22 protein-coding genes and 1 pseudogene are annotated in these 22154 nt (G+C 58.4%); 12 read left to right on the forward strand and 11 right to left on the reverse strand.

Going from position 1 to position 22154, the window contains the following annotated elements; all coding sequences use genetic code 11:
• Window positions 1-12: 12 nt before the first annotated feature.
• From ACOERD_RS08295 to ACOERD_RS08310, 4 genes are all read right to left on the reverse strand, one after another.
• Window positions 13-303, reverse strand: a complete 291-nt coding sequence (locus ACOERD_RS08295) for a hypothetical protein (protein ID WP_419738698.1) — start codon at window positions 301-303, stop codon at window positions 13-15.
• Window positions 303-2234: an ATP-binding protein gene (locus tag ACOERD_RS08300; protein WP_419738699.1), complete on the reverse strand. Its 1932-nt coding sequence runs from the start codon at window positions 2232-2234 to the stop codon at window positions 303-305. Before ACOERD_RS08300 ends, ACOERD_RS08295 begins: the two co-directional genes overlap by 1 nt.
• A gap of 57 nt (window positions 2235-2291) precedes the next feature.
• A complete protein-coding gene (locus tag ACOERD_RS08305; RefSeq protein ID WP_419738700.1) occupies window positions 2292-3410 on the reverse strand; it encodes a hypothetical protein in 1119 nt (372 codons plus the stop codon).
• A gap of 251 nt (window positions 3411-3661) precedes the next feature.
• Complete coding sequence (locus ACOERD_RS08310) at window positions 3662-4741, reverse strand: hypothetical protein (protein ID WP_170470903.1); 1080 nt, start codon at window positions 4739-4741, stop codon at window positions 3662-3664.
• Between the two features lie 260 nt (window positions 4742-5001).
• On the opposite strand from ACOERD_RS08310, the gene ACOERD_RS08315 reads away from it, so the two are divergent.
• Both ACOERD_RS08315 and ACOERD_RS08320 read left to right on the forward strand, forming a co-directional pair.
• Window positions 5002-6477: an NAD-dependent succinate-semialdehyde dehydrogenase gene (locus ACOERD_RS08315; RefSeq protein WP_170479838.1), complete on the forward strand. Its 1476-nt coding sequence runs from the start codon at window positions 5002-5004 to the stop codon at window positions 6475-6477.
• Between the two features lie 514 nt (window positions 6478-6991).
• The gene (locus ACOERD_RS08320) at window positions 6992-7132 is read left to right on the forward strand and encodes an integrase arm-type DNA-binding domain-containing protein (protein ID WP_419738899.1); all 141 of its coding nucleotides are present in this window, start codon (window positions 6992-6994) and stop codon (window positions 7130-7132) included.
• Between the two features lie 63 nt (window positions 7133-7195).
• On the opposite strand, the gene ACOERD_RS08325 is transcribed toward ACOERD_RS08320, so the two are convergent.
• The gene (locus ACOERD_RS08325) at window positions 7196-7318 is read right to left on the reverse strand and encodes a hypothetical protein (protein ID WP_419738701.1); all 123 of its coding nucleotides are present in this window, start codon (window positions 7316-7318) and stop codon (window positions 7196-7198) included.
• A gap of 166 nt (window positions 7319-7484) precedes the next feature.
• Window positions 7485-7781, reverse strand: a complete 297-nt coding sequence (locus tag ACOERD_RS08330) for a hypothetical protein (protein ID WP_419738702.1) — start codon at window positions 7779-7781, stop codon at window positions 7485-7487.
• A gap of 144 nt (window positions 7782-7925) precedes the next feature.
• Between ACOERD_RS08330 and istA the strand changes: the two genes are divergently transcribed.
• From istA to ACOERD_RS08355, 5 genes and pseudogenes are all read left to right on the forward strand, one after another.
• Window positions 7926-9434 carry an IS21 family transposase gene (gene istA, locus ACOERD_RS08335; protein ID WP_419737605.1) on the forward strand — a complete coding sequence of 503 codons (1509 nt, stop codon included), beginning with the start codon at window positions 7926-7928 and terminating at the stop codon, window positions 9432-9434.
• Window positions 9421-10152, forward strand: coding sequence for an IS21-like element helper ATPase IstB (gene istB / locus ACOERD_RS08340; RefSeq protein ID WP_419737606.1), 732 nt, complete (start codon window positions 9421-9423; stop codon window positions 10150-10152). The genes istA and istB overlap by 14 nt, the downstream gene beginning before the upstream one ends.
• Window positions 10153-11417: 1265 nt before the next feature.
• Window positions 11418-12599, forward strand: a complete 1182-nt coding sequence (locus tag ACOERD_RS08345) for an ISNCY family transposase (RefSeq protein WP_419737631.1) — start codon at window positions 11418-11420, stop codon at window positions 12597-12599.
• A gap of 170 nt (window positions 12600-12769) precedes the next feature.
• Window positions 12770-13057, forward strand: a pseudogene (locus tag ACOERD_RS08350) (metal ABC transporter solute-binding protein, Zn/Mn family); the annotation flags it as partial.
• Between the two features lie 155 nt (window positions 13058-13212).
• Window positions 13213-15378: a Tex family protein gene (locus ACOERD_RS08355; RefSeq protein WP_419738703.1), complete on the forward strand. Its 2166-nt coding sequence runs from the start codon at window positions 13213-13215 to the stop codon at window positions 15376-15378.
• A 20-nt stretch (window positions 15379-15398) separates the two neighbouring features.
• On the opposite strand, the gene ACOERD_RS08360 is transcribed toward ACOERD_RS08355, so the two are convergent.
• Genes ACOERD_RS08360 through ACOERD_RS08380 form a run of 5 tightly spaced genes read right to left on the reverse strand, consistent with a single transcriptional unit; the run spans window position 15399 to window position 18344 of the window.
• A complete protein-coding gene (locus ACOERD_RS08360) occupies window positions 15399-16511 on the reverse strand; it encodes a TonB family protein (RefSeq protein ID WP_419738704.1) in 1113 nt (370 codons plus the stop codon).
• Window positions 16508-16885, reverse strand: a complete 378-nt coding sequence (locus ACOERD_RS08365) for an ExbD/TolR family protein (RefSeq protein ID WP_419738705.1) — start codon at window positions 16883-16885, stop codon at window positions 16508-16510. The genes ACOERD_RS08360 and ACOERD_RS08365 overlap by 4 nt, the downstream gene beginning before the upstream one ends.
• Window positions 16886-16889: 4 nt before the next feature.
• A complete protein-coding gene (locus ACOERD_RS08370; protein WP_170378693.1) occupies window positions 16890-17216 on the reverse strand; it encodes a biopolymer transporter ExbD in 327 nt (108 codons plus the stop codon).
• A 31-nt stretch (window positions 17217-17247) separates the two neighbouring features.
• Entirely contained in the window at window positions 17248-17913 is a 666-nt protein-coding gene (locus tag ACOERD_RS08375; protein WP_419738706.1) for a MotA/TolQ/ExbB proton channel family protein, read from the reverse strand.
• Entirely contained in the window at window positions 17910-18344 is a 435-nt protein-coding gene (locus ACOERD_RS08380) for a hypothetical protein (protein ID WP_170689076.1), read from the reverse strand. Before ACOERD_RS08380 ends, ACOERD_RS08375 begins: the two co-directional genes overlap by 4 nt.
• A gap of 231 nt (window positions 18345-18575) precedes the next feature.
• On the opposite strand from ACOERD_RS08380, the gene ACOERD_RS08385 reads away from it, so the two are divergent.
• From ACOERD_RS08385 to ACOERD_RS08405, 5 genes are all read left to right on the forward strand, one after another.
• Window positions 18576-18926 (forward strand): MbcA/ParS/Xre antitoxin family protein, encoded by a 351-nt coding sequence (locus ACOERD_RS08385; RefSeq protein ID WP_170378480.1) that lies wholly within the window; start codon window positions 18576-18578, stop codon window positions 18924-18926.
• Window positions 18926-19438 carry an RES family NAD+ phosphorylase gene (locus tag ACOERD_RS08390; protein ID WP_419738707.1) on the forward strand — a complete coding sequence of 171 codons (513 nt, stop codon included), beginning with the start codon at window positions 18926-18928 and terminating at the stop codon, window positions 19436-19438. The genes ACOERD_RS08385 and ACOERD_RS08390 overlap by 1 nt, the downstream gene beginning before the upstream one ends.
• Window positions 19439-19520: 82 nt before the next feature.
• On the forward strand, window positions 19521-21041 hold the full coding sequence (locus ACOERD_RS08395; protein WP_419738708.1) for a caspase family protein: 1521 nt from the start codon (window positions 19521-19523) through the stop codon (window positions 21039-21041).
• A complete protein-coding gene (locus ACOERD_RS08400) occupies window positions 21011-21712 on the forward strand; it encodes a hypothetical protein (RefSeq protein WP_419738709.1) in 702 nt (233 codons plus the stop codon). Before ACOERD_RS08395 ends, ACOERD_RS08400 begins: the two co-directional genes overlap by 31 nt.
• Window positions 21713-21723: 11 nt before the next feature.
• On the forward strand, window positions 21724-22128 hold the full coding sequence (locus tag ACOERD_RS08405; protein WP_170467387.1) for a hypothetical protein: 405 nt from the start codon (window positions 21724-21726) through the stop codon (window positions 22126-22128).
• The last annotated feature ends 26 nt before the right edge of the window (window positions 22129-22154 follow it).

Here is a 22154-nt window from a genome sequence, read left to right on the forward strand (position 1 = left end):
CTGCCACTTGTCTCATCCCACCCTTTTGAAGCGTGCAACAACCACAACCGCCAACACCAACAGCGGCAATGCAAACGCCCGCCCTGTAATCTGCAAGTTGAACCCAAGGTAAGACACCACGCTGCCTTCAAACAGGATCAGGGACTCTTCCCATGAGGTGCCCTCGAACCCGCTGCCCGCGTTGACACCGAACTGGGTCAGAAACAGCACCGCCACAGCGGCCAGAAATCCGATCACGCCCCAGCGCAGAGGCAAGATCAGGCCCAGTACGAACGCAAGGCCAGCAATCGCGTAGACGAGCATTATCCCTTCCCCTCCAGATACCGCCGCTTGGCCTCTTCCATCCGGCCCATCTCGCGGACGGCGTTTTCGATGGCGACCTCGTCGCTTTTGTCGGCATAGCGGAACTCGCTGTCGGCGTAGCGGTTGATCTCCTGCATCACCATTTCCACAGTGATCGGCTGGCGCAGGTCCTCGATCATGGCCTTCTTGGTGTCGTAGTCGCGGAACAGGAACAGGTCGGGGTTCTCCATCCATTCATCGGGCAGTTCGAAATCCATCGCGCGGACCTTGACCGCGTCGGTGATGTTCTTGATCGCGCGACCGGTGAAGCGCTCATCCGCCTGCTGGATCGCCTTGAGGTAGGTGCCCAGCTTGGCAATTGTGTCCATCTGGCCGATCTCGCCAGAAACCCGTTCATAGACCTGTAGCAAGGCGTCCTCATGCGGGCGGGCGTGGCTTTCGAAACTGGCGGCAACGGCCTTTTTGATCTCCTGCGCGGCATAGGCTTCGTGTTCGCCCAGCGGGATGTCGTGGTTGCGGCCCATCAACAGATGCAGGATGTCGATGTAGTCCTCGCGCGTTTGCGGGCCGTCGACCAGAAACCGCGCCCCCGCCCGTTGACGCAGGGCGTCGTCCACGTTTTCGGGGTAGTTCGAGAACATGCCAAAGGTGCAATTGCCGCGCACGACGGTGTTGGCACCCGCAAAGCTCTCCATCAGAACAGCGGTGATTTCCAACTGCCCGGCCGAGGACTGCCGGTCGCCGCGCTTGCCCGCCAATTGGTCGATATCGTCGATGGTGCCAAAGCCGATGACCGAGGGGTCGATGATCGTGTTGATAAACGCCTTGGCGTTCTGACCGGATTTACCCTGATAGCTGTCGATATTGTCGGTGCTGAGGTTCTGATAGCGGAACGGATAGCCCGCGTTCTGGCAATAATCGTTGATCAGCCCGGCCATCATCTGGATCAGAGTGGTCTTGCCGGTACCCGGTTTACCGTCGCCCATGAAGGTGAAGATGAACCCGCCGAGTTCCGCGAACGGGTTCAGGCGGCGGTCGAAGTCGTAGGCCATCAGCATCTTGGCCAACTTCATCGCCTGATACTTGGCGATATGGTTGCCGACCACCTCGTTCGGTTTCTTGAACGTCATGGTCAGGGTGGTTGATTTGGCCTTCGAGGCCGGCTCAAACCCCCGGATCGTCAGGTCGTCGGCCTCGATATGCCAGGCCGCGTTCTGGAACGGGGCCAGATGGCCAGCGGACCCTACGCGCAGGGCGACCTTGTCCATCAGCTGCTCGGCATAGGCGCTAATGGCGGCGATCAGATGTGCGTCGTCAGGGGCGTGTTTGGTCAGCACCTGGTCCAGCTCCCACAAGGCACCGTGCAGGGCCAGCTGGCCGTTGTCGGTCAAAACCTCTTCGATCTCGCCCAGATCAACGGTGGTTTCGCCCAGATGGGACGACATCAGATACGCCAGCGCGTTGCCCAGCACATGAGAGGTGATCAGTGCCTCAGCCGTCAGCAACTCCGAAAACTCGGTCTTGCGCGCAACGGGCAAATCCCCCGCCAGATTGGCCCGCTTCAAATCGGCCAACGGCGTCTGCTCCGCATAAGCCTCGGCCACGGCCAGAGCGATGGAGATCGCCCGCCGAATGGCCTGCTGAGCCGTGGCCTGAGGGGGCGAAACGAGCGTATCGCCATCATCCGAGGCCTCGATCCGCTCAACCAGGTGCACCCCATCGGCCCGAGCAGTGCGACGTGTCACCAATCCCGGCGTAGTGGACCGAAACCGCCGCCCCGTCGACACGCCCGAGGACCGCTCAACCGCCACATCAACGGGTTTCGCAATCCGCGGCGCATGTTCGAACCCGTTCAACAAGGCCGTCGCCGCCGGGTAATGCTTGCGAATATCGTCTTCCCGCAATTCCATCTGATCTGACGTCAAACTCATCTCAAAAACCGCCCATTCTTCTTCTGTTCAAAAATACCTCCGCCGGAGGCAAAAATTCTAATAGCGCAACACCTGCCCCGATTTGCTGACCACGAATTTGCGCACATCGGCAAAACCAGGAGGGTTTCGTTCTGCCAGAACCTGAAACGGCCGCTGAGGCAGAATGATCGAGCGCTGCGTGCGCGTGGCCCCGGTCTCGGCCCCTTGCCCGCCAAACGGGTCCAAGGCGAAAACTTCTCGCTCGACGGTCGAGAACCACCCGGCGCGCTCCTCGATCACCTCTTCGCTTTCTAGCTCCTCAGTCGTCCAGGCCAGCGCCCAGTCCTGCCCCTGAGGCGCCTGCGCGTCCTCTAGCACTTGCCGCAAGGGGCCGGTTTGTTCCGTGAAGGCCGAGGAATACATCGGCCCCACGTGAATGCGGCGTAGGTGTTTGGGATGCAGGTCGTCGAAATCCTGATCGAACCCTTTGGCGATGGTCACCAGTTTCAATCCGCCTAAGGATTGCGCCATCAGATGCGCCTGCACCTCGGGCCAGCGGCGTTGATCCTTGGGCAGCGCCGTCTTGCCGCTATCCTCCAACTGCATCAGGTAGATGACCGGCAGATTGATCTGGCTGTCATAGACCGCCCAATGGATCATGAACTTGCGCCGCTCACCCTCATTCCCGATCCAGTGGCATTCGGGATCGTTGCGCGCCCAGAATAGCTGACCTTTCAGCAATTCCTCGTAATAGAGCCTTTGGGACAGCGCAAATTGCAGCTTGGTCGGGATTTCCTGATCGCCGATGATTGTTCGCACCATTTCGGTTTTCAGATCATCTTCCGAGGGCATATTCGCCAGATGCACCTGAGCCTGCTGCGCGTCATTGGCCATGGTTAGCAGCTCGGCCGCCACTGGAAACCCGCTGTCGCGTTTGTCCATGGCGAGGCTGCCAAAGAACCGCCCCGTTTCGCGCCCGACCAGCAGGTATTTCATGCTGAGCGCCCGGAAGGTGTAGAGCAGCCCCGAAAGGTAGCGCGACACGATCCGCACCTCTTGCTTGCTGATCGCGCCCTCAGCCTCCATCGTCGCGGCCACGCGCAGGAGGTGGACGGTGATCACCTCGAATTTGCGGAAATACCGGCGCGAGGCGAAGGTGTCGGTCAGGCCGACATGGTCTTGGGTTGGGTTATTCATTTAGATTACCGACCAATAGAAGGAATACCTCGAATGCCAACCAAAGCGCGCCCCAGACTGCAAATACGGCTGAAACTCCAAAGGATCCAAGCGCGAAGACCAATGGTACGAAGAACATCATCAACCTCAGGTCGGGACCAAGGTATGCTGGAATCAATTGGGTCAGGTACCCGAATAGGATGAGAAGCGCCCCAAAGAGCGCAACGCCCACTGCTGAACTTAGCATCTTTAGCGGCGAACGGATTGAGTCCTCACCCACCATACAAATTCTTATCATGCTTTTCGACAATCGAGGCGAACCGGCGGGCAAAGCGTTCATCTGCTTTGGCCTTTTTCTCCAGCACGTCGCGGGCAAAGACCATATGGTCTTCGTGCGCCTCAAGCATGTCGGCCATTTTCTGGTTGGTCGCGGTACCGATAGCGGCCATGGCGGTTTGCGCCTCTTGATCCGTCTGCACGCCGATCTCGTTGATGCGGTGGGCCACGTCCTGCTGCTGCGCGGTTTTCAGCGACTTGGTCAGGGCGTCATACAGCACCACGCGCTGTTGCGTGTCTGTCTGTAGCTTGTTGATCAGCACCATCTGCGTCGCCGCCTGATTTTGCAGTGAATCGACCCAGGTCTTGCCCTTTTCGATATAGCGCTCCAGCGTCTGTGACTTGGCCAGCTTGACCTGCTCTTCCTGAACCTTGGCGTTGTATTGCTTGTTCAGCTCGGCCAACTCGGTTTCCAACTGGGTACGCGCGGCGGCGTCCTGTTCGACGCTGATCTTGTTCTCCAAGGTGATTATCGTCGGGTCCATGCCCTGAATCTCGGCCCGCAGCGCCTCGAGCTCTGCAACGGTCGCCTCACGGTCGTCCAGCGTGACGGTCAGGTTGTCCTCAACCTTGACGCGCTGTTCTTCCAGCACGGACAGTTGACCCTCCAGCAGCTTCACGATCACGTCGGATTTGGCGATCAGATCCTGCAGTTTGTCATCAATATTGGCCGTGCGCATCCGCTCCTGCCGCATCGACTCGGATTTGCCTTTCGAGAAGATGCCAACAAACGATTCCCACCCGGTTTTTGAGCGCATCTCATCGAAATCCTTGGAAAACGCACTGGTGACATCGTCCAGCCCCATGATCAGCTCAGCGATATTGGCGTTCATTACCTCGGTATGGGCATGCACGTCCTCAAGCGTGGCATTTTCGATGTCGATATCCGCCTCGGCCGTACCGATCTTGGCGCGTGCGGCCTCGATCCGTGAGGTCAGGCCTTCGATCTGCGATTGCGACTCACGCACCTTGGACTGAGTCTCTTTGATCAATGCCTCAAATTGCTGGTTCGACATCTACGCTATCCCTTTTTCTTTATATTTCTATATAGATAGGCAATGTAACACTCATTTACATCCCCTATCGCTCGGAAATCTCGAAAACTGTCGCAAACTCCCAAGAGAAATGAAAGCCATATGGGCACCGACAGGGTGCCAAAGTCGCTTCGCGGTGGGAAAGGGCAAACTGGGTTCATCGCCGCGCAACAATGGACATAGACAAAGCGCATGACACCTGCTTGGGTGCGCGCAACGCAAATATTGCCGGAGGCTGACCCATGCTGGACGCAACGACCGATCTGAAATCCCTGCTGAAGAATCCCGACCTTCTGGTGACCAAAGCCTATATCGGCGGCCAATGGGTGGATGGCGATAACGGCACGTTCGCAGTGACCAACCCCGCGCGCGGGGACGTGATTGCCGAAGTTGCCGATGTCAGCCGCGCGCAGGTCGCAGGCGCCATCGCACAGGCCGAAGCCGCGCAGAAGGAATGGGCCAAGCTGACCGGTAAGGAACGCGCCGCCATCCTGCGCCGCTGGTTCGACCTAATGATGGAAAACGCCGAGGATCTCGGCAAGATCCTGACCGCCGAGCAAGGCAAGCCGCTGGCCGAGGCTGTTGGCGAAATCGGCTATGGGGCCTCCTTCATCGAATTTTTTGGAGAAGAGGCCAAGCGGGTCTATGGCGAGACCATTCCCGGCCATCAGCGCGACAAGCGGATCATGGTGATGAAACAGCCGATCGGCGTGGCGGCTTCGATCACGCCGTGGAACTTTCCCAACGCGATGATCACCCGCAAGGCGGGCCCGGCACTGGCTGCGGGCTGCGCCTTTGTTGCGCGCCCGGCGACAGAGACCCCACTGTCCGCTCTGGTTCTGGCGCTGCTGGCGGAACAGGCGGGCGTACCTGCGGGAGTCTTCAACGTCGTGCCGTCTACTCAGGCCAGCGAGACCGGCAAGGAGTTCTGCGAAAACCCGGGCGTGCGCAAGTTGACCTTTACTGGCTCGACCGAGGTGGGACGCATCCTGCTGCGTCAGGCGGCCGATCAGGTCATGAAATGCTCGATGGAGCTGGGCGGCAACGCGCCCTTTATCGTGTTCGACGATGCCGATCTGGATGCAGCGGTCGAAGGCGCGATGCTGTGCAAATTCCGCAATAACGGCCAGACCTGTGTCTGCGCCAACCGCATTTACGTGCAGGCGGGCGTCTATGATGCCTTTGCAGCCAAGCTGAAGGCCGCGGTTGAGGCACTTGAAGTCGGCGATGGTCTAGCCGCTGGCACAACCACCGGCCCCCTGATCAACGACGACGCGGTGGCCAAAGTCGAAGAGCATATCAAGGACGTTACCGACAAGGGCGGCGCGGTTCTCACCGGCGGCCTGCCTCATGATCTGGGCGGCACTTTCTTCCAACCCACGATCGTGACCGGTGTGACTCAGGACATGATGGTCGCACAGGACGAAACCTTTGGCCCACTAGCGCCCTTGTTCAAGTTCGAGGACGAAGATGACGTCATCGCTATGGCCAATGACACGATCTTCGGTCTGGCTTCGTATTTCTATGCCAAGGACCTGAGCCGCGTCTACAAAGTGGCCGAGGCGCTGGAATACGGAATTGTCGGCGTGAACACCGGCATCATCTCGACCGAGCTGGGCCCATTCGGCGGTGTCAAGCAATCCGGCCTTGGCCGCGAAGGCAGCCACCACGGCATGGAAGACTATATGGAAATGAAATACGTCTGCTTGTCGGTCTGAACTGGAAGACTGCCCCTCTCTCATCGTGTTGTGGGGCGACCGACATGACAGAGCCTACGCCGCCTGACATTTCTCCATTCTCTAGAACGGAATGAAGAATCGAGGATGTAGGCAGGCCGTCAGCACGGCGCGCGTCTCAACACTTCGCGCGTCTCGGCTATTCCCTTCGGCCGGGATGAATATTGAGAAAAACTGGTGCCGCAGAAGGGCATCTAATTCATGTTTCAGCGCGTTTCATCGCGCACCAGGAATCTACCAATATATCTGTTTTCAATAATTTAGTTGTATCACCGTGTTCCACTATGCCCCAACGCATACTATATCTTGAGGGTGGATAGAGACGTGGACGAATGTCACGCCCTTTGCAAAAGTTGAGCGCGTCGACGCTGAAATCTGTACAGACGGGGAAGTATTATGACGGCGACGGGTTATGGTTCCATCGTCGTGAAGATGATGGGGCGCAACGGTTTCTGCGTGTCACTGTCCACGGTCGCAGGCGTGAAATGGGGCTGGGCTGGGTTCTTACCCAGAAGTCTCTCTTGAAGAAGCCCGTCAGGCAGCGGACAACTGGCGCGCAGTTGCACGAAAGAGCTCTGACCCATCAAAGAACGGGAACGCCTCAAGAGTGAAGAAGCGAACAAGTTGCACTTGCTGAAAGACGTTGCCCTAAGGTAAAGGAAGCGATAGTACGGGTGCTGATGTTGAACGGCGTAGGGCCTCAGTTAAAGCCCGAATAAAGGAAATAGGCACCGTACAGCGCGGGGCCTACTACGCCACAAAGCGCAGCCCAACCGACAAAGGCATAGCCGAGCAAAGACAGTTGCCGGTCTGTATCGGCCAAGACGCTCCACACTGCCCAGCAACCAAAACCAAAAACAGCCGTTGTAGCCATTACAACGCAATAGAGTTGGAAAATGGATAGGTCAGCCACTGTCATACCGGCCAAGATGGGTACTGCCACAAGAACAGTAAAGCCCGCGAAGGGGGTTAGTTTCCAGTAGCGCTGGTCAAAAGGTTTGCCTACTCAAATCATTCAGTTCATCAACGACGAGACTTAGCGCTTTAAGAAGTTGATACTTCAGTGTGACTTGAACGCTTAGTATCTTCTTGGTTTCTTCTAGGGCTGAAATCAGAGCATCAGCTCTAAGTTCTTCCTCCTTAAACATTTTTATGAACTTCGATTTCAGCCCTTCAACATCTTTCTGTGACTGTTTGAAGACGCTCTCGCATTGTCCGAACAGATTGGCGAGCGAGACTTTTGACGTCTCCCGTTTGCATTTTGCCTGAGCCTTTTCGAGCTTCATGGAATCCGTGATGTACAAATGGTTTATCTGTAGAAAAGCGTGCAATTTTGACCCCCTAAGCGGGGAAATCGGCGTCCAAATTTGACCCCTCCCTATGGTTGTAGACATCCTTTTCATTGAGCAGTCGATGGAGAGGCAAGCGGGATGATTTGCGTGGAAACTATTAGAAAAGTGCGTCGCTTACACCTGATCGAAAAAAAGAGCATCAAGGAAATTTGCCGTTCGCTCAATTTGAGCCGTGCAACGGTTCGAAAGATAATCCGATCGGGAGTGACGGAGTTCAAATATGAGCGCAAATCGCAGCCATACCCGGTGCTCGGGCCTTGGCGCGCGCGTCTGGATGAAACGCTTGAGGAGAACGAGGCGCTTCCGAAGAAACACCGCAAGCGGATGACCAAAATCTGGAAGGAACTCTCCGATGATGGTTTTGGCGGCGGGTATGACAGTGTTCGACGCTACACAAAGAATTGGCGCATTGCGCACGGCCGACAACAGGCGCAGGCGTTCATCCCGCTGATCTTTGATCCTGGGGAGGCGTACCAGTTCGACTGGAGTGTGGAGACGGTTTTGATGGACGGTGCACTCACGACCGTGAAGGTTGCCCATTTCAAACTTTGCCATAGCCGCATGCCATTCTCCATTGCCTATCCGCGCGAGACGCAGGAGATGGTCTTTGATGCCCACGACGAGGCCTTCAAATTCTTTGGTGGAGGCTGCATCAACGGGATCTACGATAACATGACGACCGCCGTCGATGCGATCCTGTCGGGCAAGGAAAGAAAGTTCAACAAGGCATTCTCCCGGATGTGTTCTCATCATCTGGTGAACCCGATCGCCTGTACGCGCGCGGCCGGTTGGGAGAAGGGTCAGGTTGAGAATCTGGTCAAGGAGAGCCGCGCCTATAGTTTTACACCGCGTCTGGAGGTGGCCGACTTCGATGAATTGAATGCCCGGCTGCAAAAAGACGCGATCAAACGCGCAAAAGAACTGCGGCATCCGGAAAACCTGGAGGTGACGGTCTGGGAGGAGTTCCAGCAGGAAAAGCCGCTGCTGACGCATCTGCAGAAGCCCTTCGTCGGGTTCCGTGAAAAGACGGTCGCCGTGAGCCGAACCTGCCTGATCAACTTCGAAAGAAACAAATACAGCGTTGAGGCAAGAGCTGTTGGACGTCAGGTCCAGTTGCAGGTCTACGCCACGCGGATTGTCCTGCGCCAAGACGGTGAGATTGTCGGAGAGCACGAACGGTGCTTCGGCCGAGGAAAAACGATCTTCAACCCTTGGCACTATGTGCCCGTCCTCAAGCGCAAGCCTGGCGCTCTGCGCAATGGAGCACCGTTCCGTGACTGGGACCTACCACCGGCAATGACGCAGATCTGGACCCATCTGCGGGGCACATCCGACGGAGACCGGCAACTTGCCGATATTCTTTTCGCTGCTTACCAGCACGACATTGATGTGGTCGAGGCTGCCTGCGAAGAAGCTCTAAAATCTGGCCTGCGCAAGGCCGATGCGATCCTGAACATTGTCTCTCGGCGCACCAATCCCCCGCCGCCAAAGGCGATTGAGCCGCCTGCCCACCTGCAGCTGAAAATGGCACCGATCGCGGATTGCGCTCGCTATGACAGGCTTGGAGGCTCCCATGCAACTGCGTAAGGAAATTCTCGAACTTGCCCGTCAACTGAAGTTGCCAGGCATCGTCAACTGCTTTGACGAAGTGATGCAGGCCGCAGCCAAAAACAACTGGCGGCCCCAACAGGTCGTGGCCGAACTCCTCACGGCCGAACTGGCCGAAAAGACTGCGCGCTCGATCCGGTATCAGATGGGTGCCGCAAAGTTCCCGGTCTGCAAGTCCTTACCTGAGTTCGACTTCACGGTCAGCCCCGTCAACGAGGAAGTCGTGCGCAATCTTCATGACGGCGATTTTATGGACCAGGCCAGGAATGGCGTGCTGGTCGGTGGAACCGGATCGGGCAAAACGCATCTCGCAACAGCGATCGGGGGCCACGCGGTCAATAACCGCCGGCGGGTCAGGTTCTTCAGCGCTGTGGATCTCGCGAACAAGCTGGAGGCTGAACATCGCGAAGGCAACGCCGGGCGGCTCAGCGAGCAGCTGATCCGCGTCGACCTCGTGATTATAGACGAACTCGGTTATCTGCCGTTCGCAGAGTCTGGTGGACGATTACTCTTCCATCTCATCAGCAAACTGTACGAGCGAACGTCTATTCTGCTAACAACCAACCTCGCATTTGCTGAATGGCCGAGTGTGTTCACAGATGCCAAAATGACCACTGCTCTCCTGGATCGACTGACACACCATTGCGATATCATCGAAACCGGGAACGAAAGCTGGCGAATTAACCACCGCGACTAACCTCGAAATCGGGGAATAAATTCAAAACAGACAGCAGGTCAAACCTTCAGTCGAGCTACGCTCTCTTTTCGGTTTGACCTGCTGTCCACCCCCTCCTGAATCAACCTAAACACGACCCCCTCAACGCCCCTCTTAGCTCCAAGGGGGGTCAAATTTGGACGCCGATGGGGGGTCATTATTCAATGCCGATTGACAGGCCTGCGTTGGAGTTGTCGGCGCTCCGCAAGCAGCCACGAGTAGAGAGCCGCCAAGAACGCACGCCATCAATGTCTTCTTCATCTCGATTGCCTCTCAAACTATCGAATTGGTTGTCTGAGTAGGTGGCGCCTTGTCGTCTGTCGTACAAGGCTTCAAAGTTGGTGTGACTACGAGTTAACCAAATCTTAACAAATAGACCTGAAGGAAACTCCTCGACCGACAACCTGCCTGCTTCGAGTATTAATTCTCATTTGGAAAGGCTGTCTGAGGGCTAAACCGCCAACTATTCCTTCACCAACACCACACCGACCCCGTTGGCCGTATCGCCTTTGTCCAAAAGTTGAATTCTCTGCGCTTTAATCTAACCTGCGATTACCGCAGTTTTTCTTTAGGCCCAAGCGATTTTCTAGTGTGTAAGTCAAGCTCGACCGGAAGAACACAGTTCGGTAAGTCCCTGCAGTTGAGCTACAATCCCAATCTGAGCTGGATGCGGAGAATTTTTACGCCATTCGTCAATACCTCTATCAATGCGTCCCTGATACGTGCGCCAAGTATAGAGAAGTGGAGACAAGCGAGCGCATAGAGAAACACCATCGCAATCACCGCTATTCAAGCAGCGCTGAAATTCTCTCAGCATCGCTAGGATCGGCGAAAACTCAGGAGTCTCAGCCAAATCAAGAAGTCTGGAGTGAGCAAATCTTATTTCTTGAGTGATACTCAGTGAGACCGGAGCAGCTCTTGCATACGCATTGGGGTTCATAGGGAACAAGTCCTGCGTTCTCACGGGAGGGTCCTTGATCGAAAGCAGCTTCTCTGAAGCCGCGTAGTCAGCATTCAATCGATCAATCTTGTCCTTGTGCGTGAGCCCAGTACGCGCCCACTCAAAGCTGTCACTATCCTCAGGCGGAAAAAAGAGTATGAAACTTGTAAGAATATCAATCTCTATTTCAAACTGTTCAACTGTATTTGTCGAGCGCTCGTATTTTAGTTGTCGCTAACACGCGATATGTCCGGTGTATGTAACATGCGATCTGTCCGGTTCTATTCTGTCTCTGAGAGGAGGCGTTATGAACCGAGCAGAAGTGTTACAGGAAGTTCGACTGATGAAGTTTGAAGATGTGTATTCGCGGCGAAGCGCGAACAAGCTGACGCAAGAACAGGCGGCTGAGATACTGGGTGTATCCGTGCGCACCGTCAGGCGTTGGGAGGATCGATTTGAGGCGGATGGTGCAGAAGGTCTGTACGACCGTCGGCTTGGCAAACTGGCCAACAATCGTGTTGCCACGGATAAGGTCATGGAGATGCTTGAACTGTTTGATACCAAGTACTGGGATTACACGCCGAAGCATTTCCACGAGAAGCTGGTGGCCCACCATGGTTTCACACAGAGCTACAACTGGGTGCGGCTTACACTGCAGCGCCACGGCCGGGTTCAGGCAGCACCCCGACGAGGTGCCCATCGGCGCAAGCGGCCCCGCCGTCCGATGGTTGGCATGATGTTGCATCAGGACGGCTCCAGCCATGAATGGGTTCCGGGTCAGTGGTGGGATCTGATCGTCACCATGGACGATGCCACCAACCGGGTTTATTCGGCATTCTTTGTCGAGGAAGAAGGGACGATGAGCAGTTTTCAGGGGCTGACAGAGGTGATCGAGGCGCAAGGTCTGTTTTGCTCGCTCTATGCCGATCGGGGCTCTCATTACTGGCATACGCCCGAAGCGGGCGGCAAAGTGGACAAGGACAATCTGACCCAGGTCGGGCGCGCCTTGCAGCAACTCGGCATTGAGCTGATCCCGGCCTATTCACCGCAGGCCCGTGGACGGTCTGAACGCATGTTTGGCACGTTCCAGAACCGATTGCCGCAGGAACTGCGGTCCCATGGGATCACAACCATTGAAGAGGCCAATCAGTTCCTGAAAGAGGTCTATCTTCCCGAACACAATGCCCTGTTTGCAAAGGAGCCGGAGGATACGACCTCGGCCTTCGTGCCGTTTACAGGCAATGTGCGCGACACCCTGTGTGTGCAGGAAGACCGCGTCGTCGGCAACGACAATACGGTGCGCTACAAGGGCCTGGTCATGCAGATCGCGGCAGACAGGCACCGTCATCATTTCGTCAAGGCGAAGGTCAGGGTCCACGAATACCCCGATGGTCAACTGGTCATCTTCCACGGCCCGAGATGCATTGGCCGCTACCAGCCTGACGGATCACCCATCACACAGGAGGATAGCAAACACAAAGTCGCGTGACCCGCTTCGACGTGGCGCGAACGCGGTGGCCCAAATCTACGGTCGCCTACGGCTCCCTCCGAATTGGGCCACCGCGCAATCAACTGAAGCGGACAATTGGCATGTTACCTACACCGGACAATTCAGAATGTTCTCGACATCATAAATGTTACTTAAGTATATAATTCCCTTTTGAAAATGACTTCGACTTCCCGGCCTCCGGTGCGATCTCGATCAGCGATGCGTCCGATCCTAGCCCAGCGCGCATTGCGGAAATTCAGGGTCGTATCAAAGAAGAAGGGATTGATTGCGTTCTGTCCGAGCCGCAGTTCAACCCCGGCCTGTTCGCAACTGTGATGGAAGGGTCCGAGGCCAACACCGCCGTGATCGACCCGCTTGGCGCCGAACTTGAGCCCGGCGCGGCGCTCTATCCCCAACTTCTGCGCAATATGGCAAACACATTGGCTGAGTGCCTCTAAGGCACGCCAACGCCCGGCCGGCTCAGCGGCCGGGCCTCGAACACAGGCAAAGGGGCAGACCGTTTCAGGAAATCTTGCCCCGATGCGCTGACCCTCTTCCCCTCTGCCAAAACGCTGTCTAAGAAGTCCTTCCGACCCAGTATCAGAAGGCCCCCTTGGACCGTATCGCCCGCACAATCGCCACCGAAATCAACGCGCGCGCGGATCAGGTTTCAGCCGCCGTAAGGTTGCTGGACGAAGGCGCGACCGTGCCCTTCGTCGCCCGCTATCGCAAGGAGGCGACGGGCGGGCTGGACGATACGCAGCTTCGAACCCTCTCGGACCGGCTGACCTATCTGCGAGAGCTGGAGGCTCGGCGGCAGACAATCCTGACGTCGATCAAGGATCAGGGCAAGCTGTCGGATGATCTGGCGAAATCCATCGCCGGGGCCGAGACCAAGGCGCAGTTGGAAGATATCTACCTGCCCTACAAACCCAAGCGGCGCACCAAGGCGATGATCGCCCGCGAAAACGGGCTGGAGCCGCTGGCCGACGCTATTCTGGCCGACCGCAATGCCGACCCGGAAACCCTTGCTCAGGGCTATCTGTCCGAGGCTGTCGAAACGACCAAGGACGCACTGAACGGCGCCCGTGACATCGTGACCGAGCGGCTGACGGAAAACGCCCTTCTGCTGGGTGAACTTCGCAAATTCATGCAGCAAGAGGCGCTATTGTCGTCAAAACTCGTTGAGGGCAAAGAAAAAGAGGGCGCGAAGTTCAGCGACTACTTTGACCATGCTGAGCTTTGGGCGACTGCCCCCTCGCACCGGGCATTGGCCATGTTGCGGGCCTCAAAAGAGGGGATTGTCACGCTGGATATCGCCCCCGAGCCCGAGGCCGGCGCGGCCCGGGCCGAGGCAATTGTTGCCTCACATCTGCAGACCCGTGGCGATGGCCCCGGCGACAAATGGTTGCGCAAGGTTGCGGGCTGGACCTGGCGGGTCAAGCTGTCCCTGTCGATGATGGTCGAACTGATGGCCGACCTGCGCAACCGGGCGCAGGATGAGGCGATTCAGGTGTTCTCGCGCAACCTCAAGGATGTTTTGTTTGCGGCCCCGGCGGGCGCACGTCCCACGCTGGGTCTGGATCCGGGCATTCGAACCGGCGTCAAGGCCGCCGTGGTAGATGCGACCGGCAAGGTGGTGGCAACGGATACGCTCTATCCGTTTCAGCCGAAAAACGATCTGCGCGGGGCGCAGGCGGCGATCCTGAACCTGATCTCGGCCCATGAGATCGAGCTGATCGCCATCGGCAACGGCACCGCGAGCCGTGAAACCGAACGAATGGTCGCCGACATACTCAGCCTGCTGCCCAAATCGGTCAAAGCCCCCACCAAAACCGTCGTGTCCGAGGCTGGGGCCTCGGTCTATTCCGCGTCGGAGCTGGCCGCGCGAGAGTTCCCGGATCTGGACGTATCCCTGCGCGGCGCGGTCTCAATCGCGCGCCGTTTGCAAGACCCCTTGGCTGAGTTGGTGAAGATCGAACCAAAATCCATCGGGGTAGGACAATACCAGCATGACGTGGACCAGCATCGCCTGTCCCAGTCGCTGGCCTCGGTGATCGAGGATGTGGTTAACGCGGTCGGTGTCGACCTGAACACCGCCTCGGCCCCGCTGCTGTCGCATGTGTCGGGCCTTGGCCCCGGTTTGGCCGAGGCCATCGTGCAGCACCGGGATCACAATGGTGCGTTCCAGTCCCGCAAAGACTTGCTGAAGGTCGACCGCCTTGGCCCACGCGCCTTTGAGCAATGCGCAGGATTTCTACGCATCAGGGAAGGAGAGGAGCCGCTGGATGCCTCATCGGTCCACCCCGAAGCCTATGACGTCGCCCGCCGCGTGATCGCTGCCTGCGGTCGGGACATCCGGCAGATCATGGGACATGACGGGGCGCTGAAGGGCTTGCGGGCTGAACAATTCGCCAATGAGACCTTCGGCCTGCCAACCGTGCGCGATATCTTTGCCGAGCTTGAAAAACCGGGCCGTGACCCGCGCCCCAGCTTCGTCACCGCCTCGTTCCGGGACGGCATAGAAGAGATCACCGACCTCAAACCTGGCATGCTGCTGGAGGGAACGGTAACCAATGTAGCCGCTTTCGGGGCCTTCGTTGATATCGGCGTTCATCAGGACGGGTTGGTCCATGTCAGCCAAGTGGCGGATCGGTTCGTCAAGGACCCGCATGAGGTGGTCAAAACCGGTCAGGTCGTAAAAGTGCGTGTGGTCGAGGTTGACGTCCCACGCAAACGGATTGGCCTGACAATGCGCAAAGATGGCGGTGCGCAGTAACGGCGCGGACCGCGCTAGGCTCAGCCGTTCTGGTAGTAAAAGGACAGTTTGCGGCTGACGCCACCGGGCGGCGGCGGGAACGGTGCGGCCCCCCTGACCTGCTCCTTCGCAGCCCGATCCACCTGGTCCGAGCCCGAGCTGGTGATGACTTCGACCCAGGCCAATGAGCCATCCGGGTCGATCTGAAAGAACACCTGCGCATAGCCGCGAACCGGAGCGTAGACCTGTGGCGCGCGGTTCAGATGCACCAGAACTTGGCCGGCATAGTTGGTCGTGGTGGAATTGCCCGGCCCTCGCCCGCCAGACTGGTTGCCCCGGTCATTGCGGGTGAACGCGTCAATCCCTTCGCGCTGATAGGCCGCCAGTGGGGATTCAATGGTTTGTTCGGGGAATTTCAGGTTGTCGAAATTGCGCGTACCGGGCAGCGCAGGTTTAACCTCGTCCGAGGGCGTCCGATTGGGCAGGCGCGGTCGAAGCGAAGTTGCCACCGCCTGTTCGGTTCCTTCGCTGTCTTCCACGGGTTCGGCTTCCTCTGGCACAGGCTCTACCGCGATTTCCGGCTCAACAGCCTCTTGTTCCAGCGGCACAGGCGCGACCTCGACGGGCGGCAAGGCGGCCAGTTGCTCAGCCTCCAGCGTTTCGACCGGCTCGACCGGCTCTGCGGCACTGGCTTGCGGTATTTCGACGACATCAGATGGCTCGGCCAGAGGCGTTGTGTCGACCTCATCACTTGCTGCCGTTTGCGTCTCGGACTGGTCTACGGATTCGGTTACCTCAGGCTCTGGCACCTCGGCCTGACCGCCATTGGAGGGGCCGGTATCGGGCGCGAAGGTCTGCTCTTGCGGATCGGGCGAAGCAACCAGAGCTTCGCTTGTCGGAATCTCCGCTTCTTCAGGCTCGGGCGAGGATTCGAGCGGAGGTTCGGGCACCTCCGCTTCTTCTGGCTCGATCGGCTCGGGCACCTGTTCGGCCAAATCCTCAAAGGCTGTGCCGAGGGTCACCGCATCTTCGTCATCGCCCACAACGCTTGGCGAATGGGTCAAGCTGGCTGTGGTCATGCTCAGGCCCAAAATATGCACCAGCAGCGAAACCAGAACGGCCACGGCGGCAATGATGGCCGAGGTTCGGATCATTCGATGGCCTGTTGCGTGACCAGAAAGACCGATTTCGCCCCAGCCCGCCGTAGCGCACCCGTCACCTCGATCAGACGCGGGCCCGAGGCCGCTCGGTCCGGCACGATACGGACCTCTTCGCCCAAATGATCAGCCATGTAGGTTTCAGCATCCGTGGCCTGACCGCGAAAGCTGAGCGATCCGTCCGCATGCAGGACCAGCGCATCCGGCGGCTCGCGCCCCTCCAACTCTGCGGTGTCGACCAGCTCAAGATCGGGATCCAAAGGGGGGGCCACGGTGCCGGCGATCAGGAAGAAGACCAGCATCAGGAACACCACATTGATCAGCGGGATCGTGGAGTCGCGTCTGCGGCGTTGGGGGGTCTGGCGGATCATCGGCCTACTCCAACACCGTGACGGTCAACCCGTCGCGACCTCGTAGAGGAACCAATACATCGACAAGACGCTGCGCCGAGGTATCAGCGTCGAGGCTGATCAGAACCTGCCCGGTCTCAACTTGTGTCAGCAGATCATCCAACGTGATCGAGGCACCGTTCAGAACCAACCGATCCGGACCAAGCTGCAAGAACACTCTGTCTGCTGGCGCAGTGCCCGCGCCACTGCCAGCAGCGGCCTGCGTTAATTCGATCTCAGCAAATCGCGAAAATGTGGATGAGAGCATGAAGAACAGCAGCAGCAGAAAGATGACGTCGATTAACGGCGTCATCGACAAGGGGCGTCTAACAAAGGGCGCCGTGTTACGCATGTTCGGGGGCGGCGCGCGGGCTCTGTGCCCCGGCCGTTGCCTGCAGCGCGTGACCGGGCACCAGAATGGTCCGCAGCGCTTTGTCCGCAAACACCCGCTCACGCGATGTGCGGCTTTCCAACCAGGACAGAACCATCGAGGTCGGCATCGCCACCGCCAGTCCTACGGCCGTTGTCACAAGGGCCACCCAGATACCACCGGCCAGCAGCGACGGGTCCACCGAGGAACCAGCGGTTTGCAGGCTCTGGAACGCGTTGATCATGCCAAGCACCGTTCCGAACAATCCAAGCAGCGGGGCAAGCTGCGCCACCGTATCTAACAGTCGAAAGCCACGCTCCAACCCGGCAAGGGCAAGACCTGCCTCGGCATCGAGACGGTCATCCACGCCGGGGACGTCCACCCCATCCATCGCGGCCCCAACGATCGGCGCAAGGTAGCTGCTGCTGTCGTTCAACCGCGTGCGCGCCGCGGCGCGATCCCCTGCATCCCAGGCGGCCAGAGCTTCGGACAGAACCGTGTGCCGACCAACACCACAAGCCGCGAACTGCCACAGTTTATACAGCGTGACCGAAAGCGTCAGAACCGACATCACAATCAAGATTCCAACCACCGGCCCGCCAAGCGCCAGAATTTCACGCAAAGTGCCCAAGAAGTTCATCCCAAAAGCTCCACTTTGACCCGGCTGCTGAGGCTGAGCTTATCGCGACAGATAGTGCTATCCGCACCGTCGACCACGCAGGTGTTTGCACCGTTGATCAAGGCTCGGCCCACCTGTGCGCAATCCCTTCCAGGCAGATCAAACTGCCGCACGCGCGGTCGATCCGCCGGAAGATCTCGGAAATCGAACAGGGACAGGCTAACCACACCGCCTTCAGAATCGAAAATCACGGTCTCGAACACGGCCTTGTCGATTGAGACTCCAGTTCTGTTCTGCACCAGAAAGGTCAGTCGGCAGGCGTTGCCCACATTCTGCGCCGTGTTCAATTCGACGGACAGCGCCTCAGACGGTGCGCTTTCTGATTGCGCCCAACTGACGGCTGGCAACACGGCCGCGAACAATGCCGCAAAAGCGGTGCGATGAAACGACATGGATGGGCTCCTGCTGTTTTCTTACCATTTGAGACCTCATACCCGAGGCTGCGAACAGGTAAAAGGGCCGCTCGGGCTGTCGTCAATCAACGGGTGGTCCCAAGTTGGTGAGGATCATGTCGTCTGCCAAGGGGTTTGCTGAGGTTTGAGACGCAGCAAAACGGTATGAACCCTTGAAAATCAGCAATAGTGACGCTATATACCGTCAAAGTAACAGGAATGGAGGGTAGCATGCAGATCGCTCAATTCGCCGAAGGGGGGCTGTTTGAGCCTCGGAAAATCGCGGCGGCTCTGCGTACATCCGCCGAAGAGGTCGCCTTGACCGTGGGGTTGGGCAAGGATGCCCTGCAACGCCGCACGCGCATTCAATCGGACAAGACCCAACGTCGCCTGCGCGAACTGGTCGAAGTTCTCAACAAGGTGCAACCGCGTTTTGGCTCGGATCTGATCGCCTATGCCTGGTATCGCTCGGAACCCCTGCCCGGCTTTGACGGGCGTACCGCCATGCAGCTGGTGCAGGAGGGCAAGGCGCAGCAGGTGTTGGAGTACATTGATGCCGTCGATGCCGGTGTCTATGCCTGATGCCGCTTGACGAGGGCTGGTATCGCGGGCCGCTTTTTCGCGCCTTAAACCCGGTCTACGCGCGCGAACCTCTCTCGGGTCGTGGGGCCGAGAAATATGGTGGCCGGTTCAACGCGAAGGGAACACCTGCGCTCTACACGGCGACAGACCCGGCCACGGCCCTGCGTGAGGCCAATCAGGTCGGGGATTTGCAGCCGACGATACTGGTGTCTTACCACGCTGATTTAGGCCCGATCTTCGACACCCGAGACGAGGCCGCCTTGGCCCAATACGAAATGACCGCGCCTGCGCTGGCCGATCCCGGTTGGCGATCGGCCATGCTGGACCGTCGCGCAGTTCCGACGCAAGACCTGGCCGCGCAATTAATCAAGGACGGTTTTGTCGGCTTACTTGTGCGCAGCTTCGCGCCGGGGACAACACCGGCAAACCTCAACCTCGTCCTCTGGCGGTGGAGCGGGCCGGATACGCGGCTGACCGTTGTGGACGATGAGGATCGACTGGGCAGGCTATAGAGCTCCAATCTGTCTGTGCAGTCCAAAACCCATGCGCTAAGGTGACGGTATGAGTCGGTTCCGATTTTTGCTGGTTTGCATAATGTCCTGTCTGGTTCTGGCGACAGGCTCGGCCCGGGCGGCTGATCGTGTGGCCTTGCTGATCGGAAATTCCGACTACCGCGCCCCGGATATGGCCTTGCGCAACCCGGTCAACGATGTTGAGGCCCTCGGCGCAGCGCTACGCGAGCTTGGCTTTGCCGTGACCGAGGCCACCGATCAGAACGCAGCCTCGATGGATCGGGCCGTCCACGCCTTTGGGCAAGCGGCGCAAGGCGCTGAAATGGCTGTCTTCTTTTACGCCGGTCACGGGGTTCAGATCGGCGGTCAGAACCACCTGATCGGCACCGAATTCTCGGGCAGTGACCTAACCGCCCTCAGCCGAAGTTCGATCACCATCGACCGCGTGCGCGATGTGCTTGCCAAGGCTGGGCCGGATGTCGGCATCCTTCTGCTCGACGCTTGTCGCAATAACCCGTTCTCGGAGAGAGGGATGGTCGAACAGGGTCTCGTCCGCATCCGGGGCGGTGCAGGTCTACTGATCGCCTATGCCACTGACCCCGGCAACGTGGCGTATGACGGGCTGGGCGACAACAGTGTCTTCACCTCGAGCCTGCTGGATCATATTGCAACGCCAGATCTGGATGTGCGGCTGATGCTCGGTCGGGTGCGTCAACAAGTGGTTCTGGACACTGAAGGTCGTCAGATCCCATGGGTCGAAGAATCCGTTCTGGATGAGCATAGTTTTGCGCCGGGTTTGCCCTCGGCCAGTCCCACGGACGCTTTTGAGGCCGATATGGCCCATTGGCGGAGCATTTCCGCAAGCAGCGATCAAGCTGACTTTAAAGACTATCTGCAAACCTATCCCGATGGATTATTCGCCGCTTTCGCGCGTGACCGGATTGAGCTGTTGAGGAACACCGAAACCGCCCCAGCCGCGCCGATCAGTGCAACGCTGGCTGCCGCGGAACCCGATAAGCTGGCCGCGGCCCTTTCCACCCTTGGGCTGATGCCAGATGGGCCAAGCCGCAACCTGGAACCGGCCCTCGATCAGTATCGCCGTCGCTTGCCGCTGCAGGAAACCGCAACGCCAGAGCGTCTGTTTGAAGACGCCGCCGAAGTCTCGGTCTTTCTGGCCGCCACGACATTGCAGAGCCTGCGTACCGATATCGTTGCACTGCGCAGTGTCGAACGCACTTTGGCCGTTGCCGAAAATGCCTTGGGCCAGATCGAAGAGATCGCCCGCTCGGACCCTGCCGCGCTGCCAGTACTGCAACAGGCCCGCAATGATATCTACGACATCTATCGCTCACGCGGTGTCATTCTAAGGCGGTTGGATCAAAGCCGCAGTTATTACGATGAACTTTTGACACGCGCCGTGGTGTTCTTTCCATCCGAGCCAGGCGCAGATTTCTTTGACGCTGCGGCGACTTCGCGTAACCTCGGGCAAGCACACGCGCGCCTGAGCGAGGATGCCGCATTGTTTCTGCGCCATGTGGCGCAGGCAGAAGACAGTAAAAAAGGGAGTTATCAATGGCTGGCAGATCTAATTCCACCCGGCTGATCGCCGCCGCGTTAGGGGCATCGTTGACTCTGTCCGCCTGCGGTGGCAGCAGCGAGCCGGAAACGCTGAGATCCGTAGGCGCTGGCTCAAGCCAGGCCGAGGCCGATCTGGCAAAACAAGCGGCAGCCCTGCAAAAGACAATCCTGCAAGGGGCGATTGCAGGTGGTGTAGCGGGTGGCGCGATCGGCTTTGGGCTGGGCGGTTCTGACGACGTAGGCACAGGCGTCGCCCTCGGACTGGGTGCTGGCGCTCTGGCAGGCACTTATGTGGCCTATGTGCAGCGCAGCTATGCCGGGCGCGAAAGACGGTTGCGTCAGATCAAATCCGATCTGGACCGGAACGCCGCCGAAATGCAGACCACGTTGAACGTGATGAACGAAGTTCTGGTGGCTCAAAAGGCTGAGTTGGACGCACTGAACGCCCGCGCCGCAGCGGGAACCGTGGATCAGGCCGAGTTGCAACGCGAACTGACCGAGGCCAATGGCAATCTGAAACAGATGGAACTGGCCATCGACGGGGCAACCAAACGGCAGGCCGAATTTGCTGAGGCGCGCAGCCTGACGATCAAGCGCCGCCAGACCACCTCGCCTATTGACGGTGATCTACAGGCGCTTTCCAACCAGATTTCGCAGATGCGCGGAATCGCCAGCGATCTGGCATCGTCGCTGTGAAAGAGCCGAACATGATCACACGCATTGCTCTGCCTTGCCTTCTTTTGACCGCCTGCCAAACCACGACAGACCCGGCGGACGGAGGGTTTTTCGCCGGAGTATCCGGCATTGCGACCGGAGCCTATGATGACCGGATCGAAGCCGCCGAGGGCGATGTGGCGACAGCTCAGGCCCGCAACGACGCATTGGCCGCGCAGATCAGGTCCTCGGAATCGGAACTGGCGCAGCTGAAATTGAAAATCCTGCAACAGCGCGATGCAATTGGCGGCGGAGACCCCGCCACAGCCGCCAGAATCGACAGGGTGCTGAACGCAAAGCCCCAAGGCACCACTGCCGAGGCGCAATTGCAGGCCCTACAGCGCAGTATTTCCGAGGCCCGCGCGCTAAGTGCGGATTTGGCGCGGCTGTCGGGATAAGCTCTACAGCTAAGTTCAGGTTTTTA

It is taken from the genome of Ruegeria sp., from assembly GCF_965199275.1.
Lineage (GTDB): Bacteria > Pseudomonadota > Alphaproteobacteria > Rhodobacterales > Rhodobacteraceae > Ruegeria.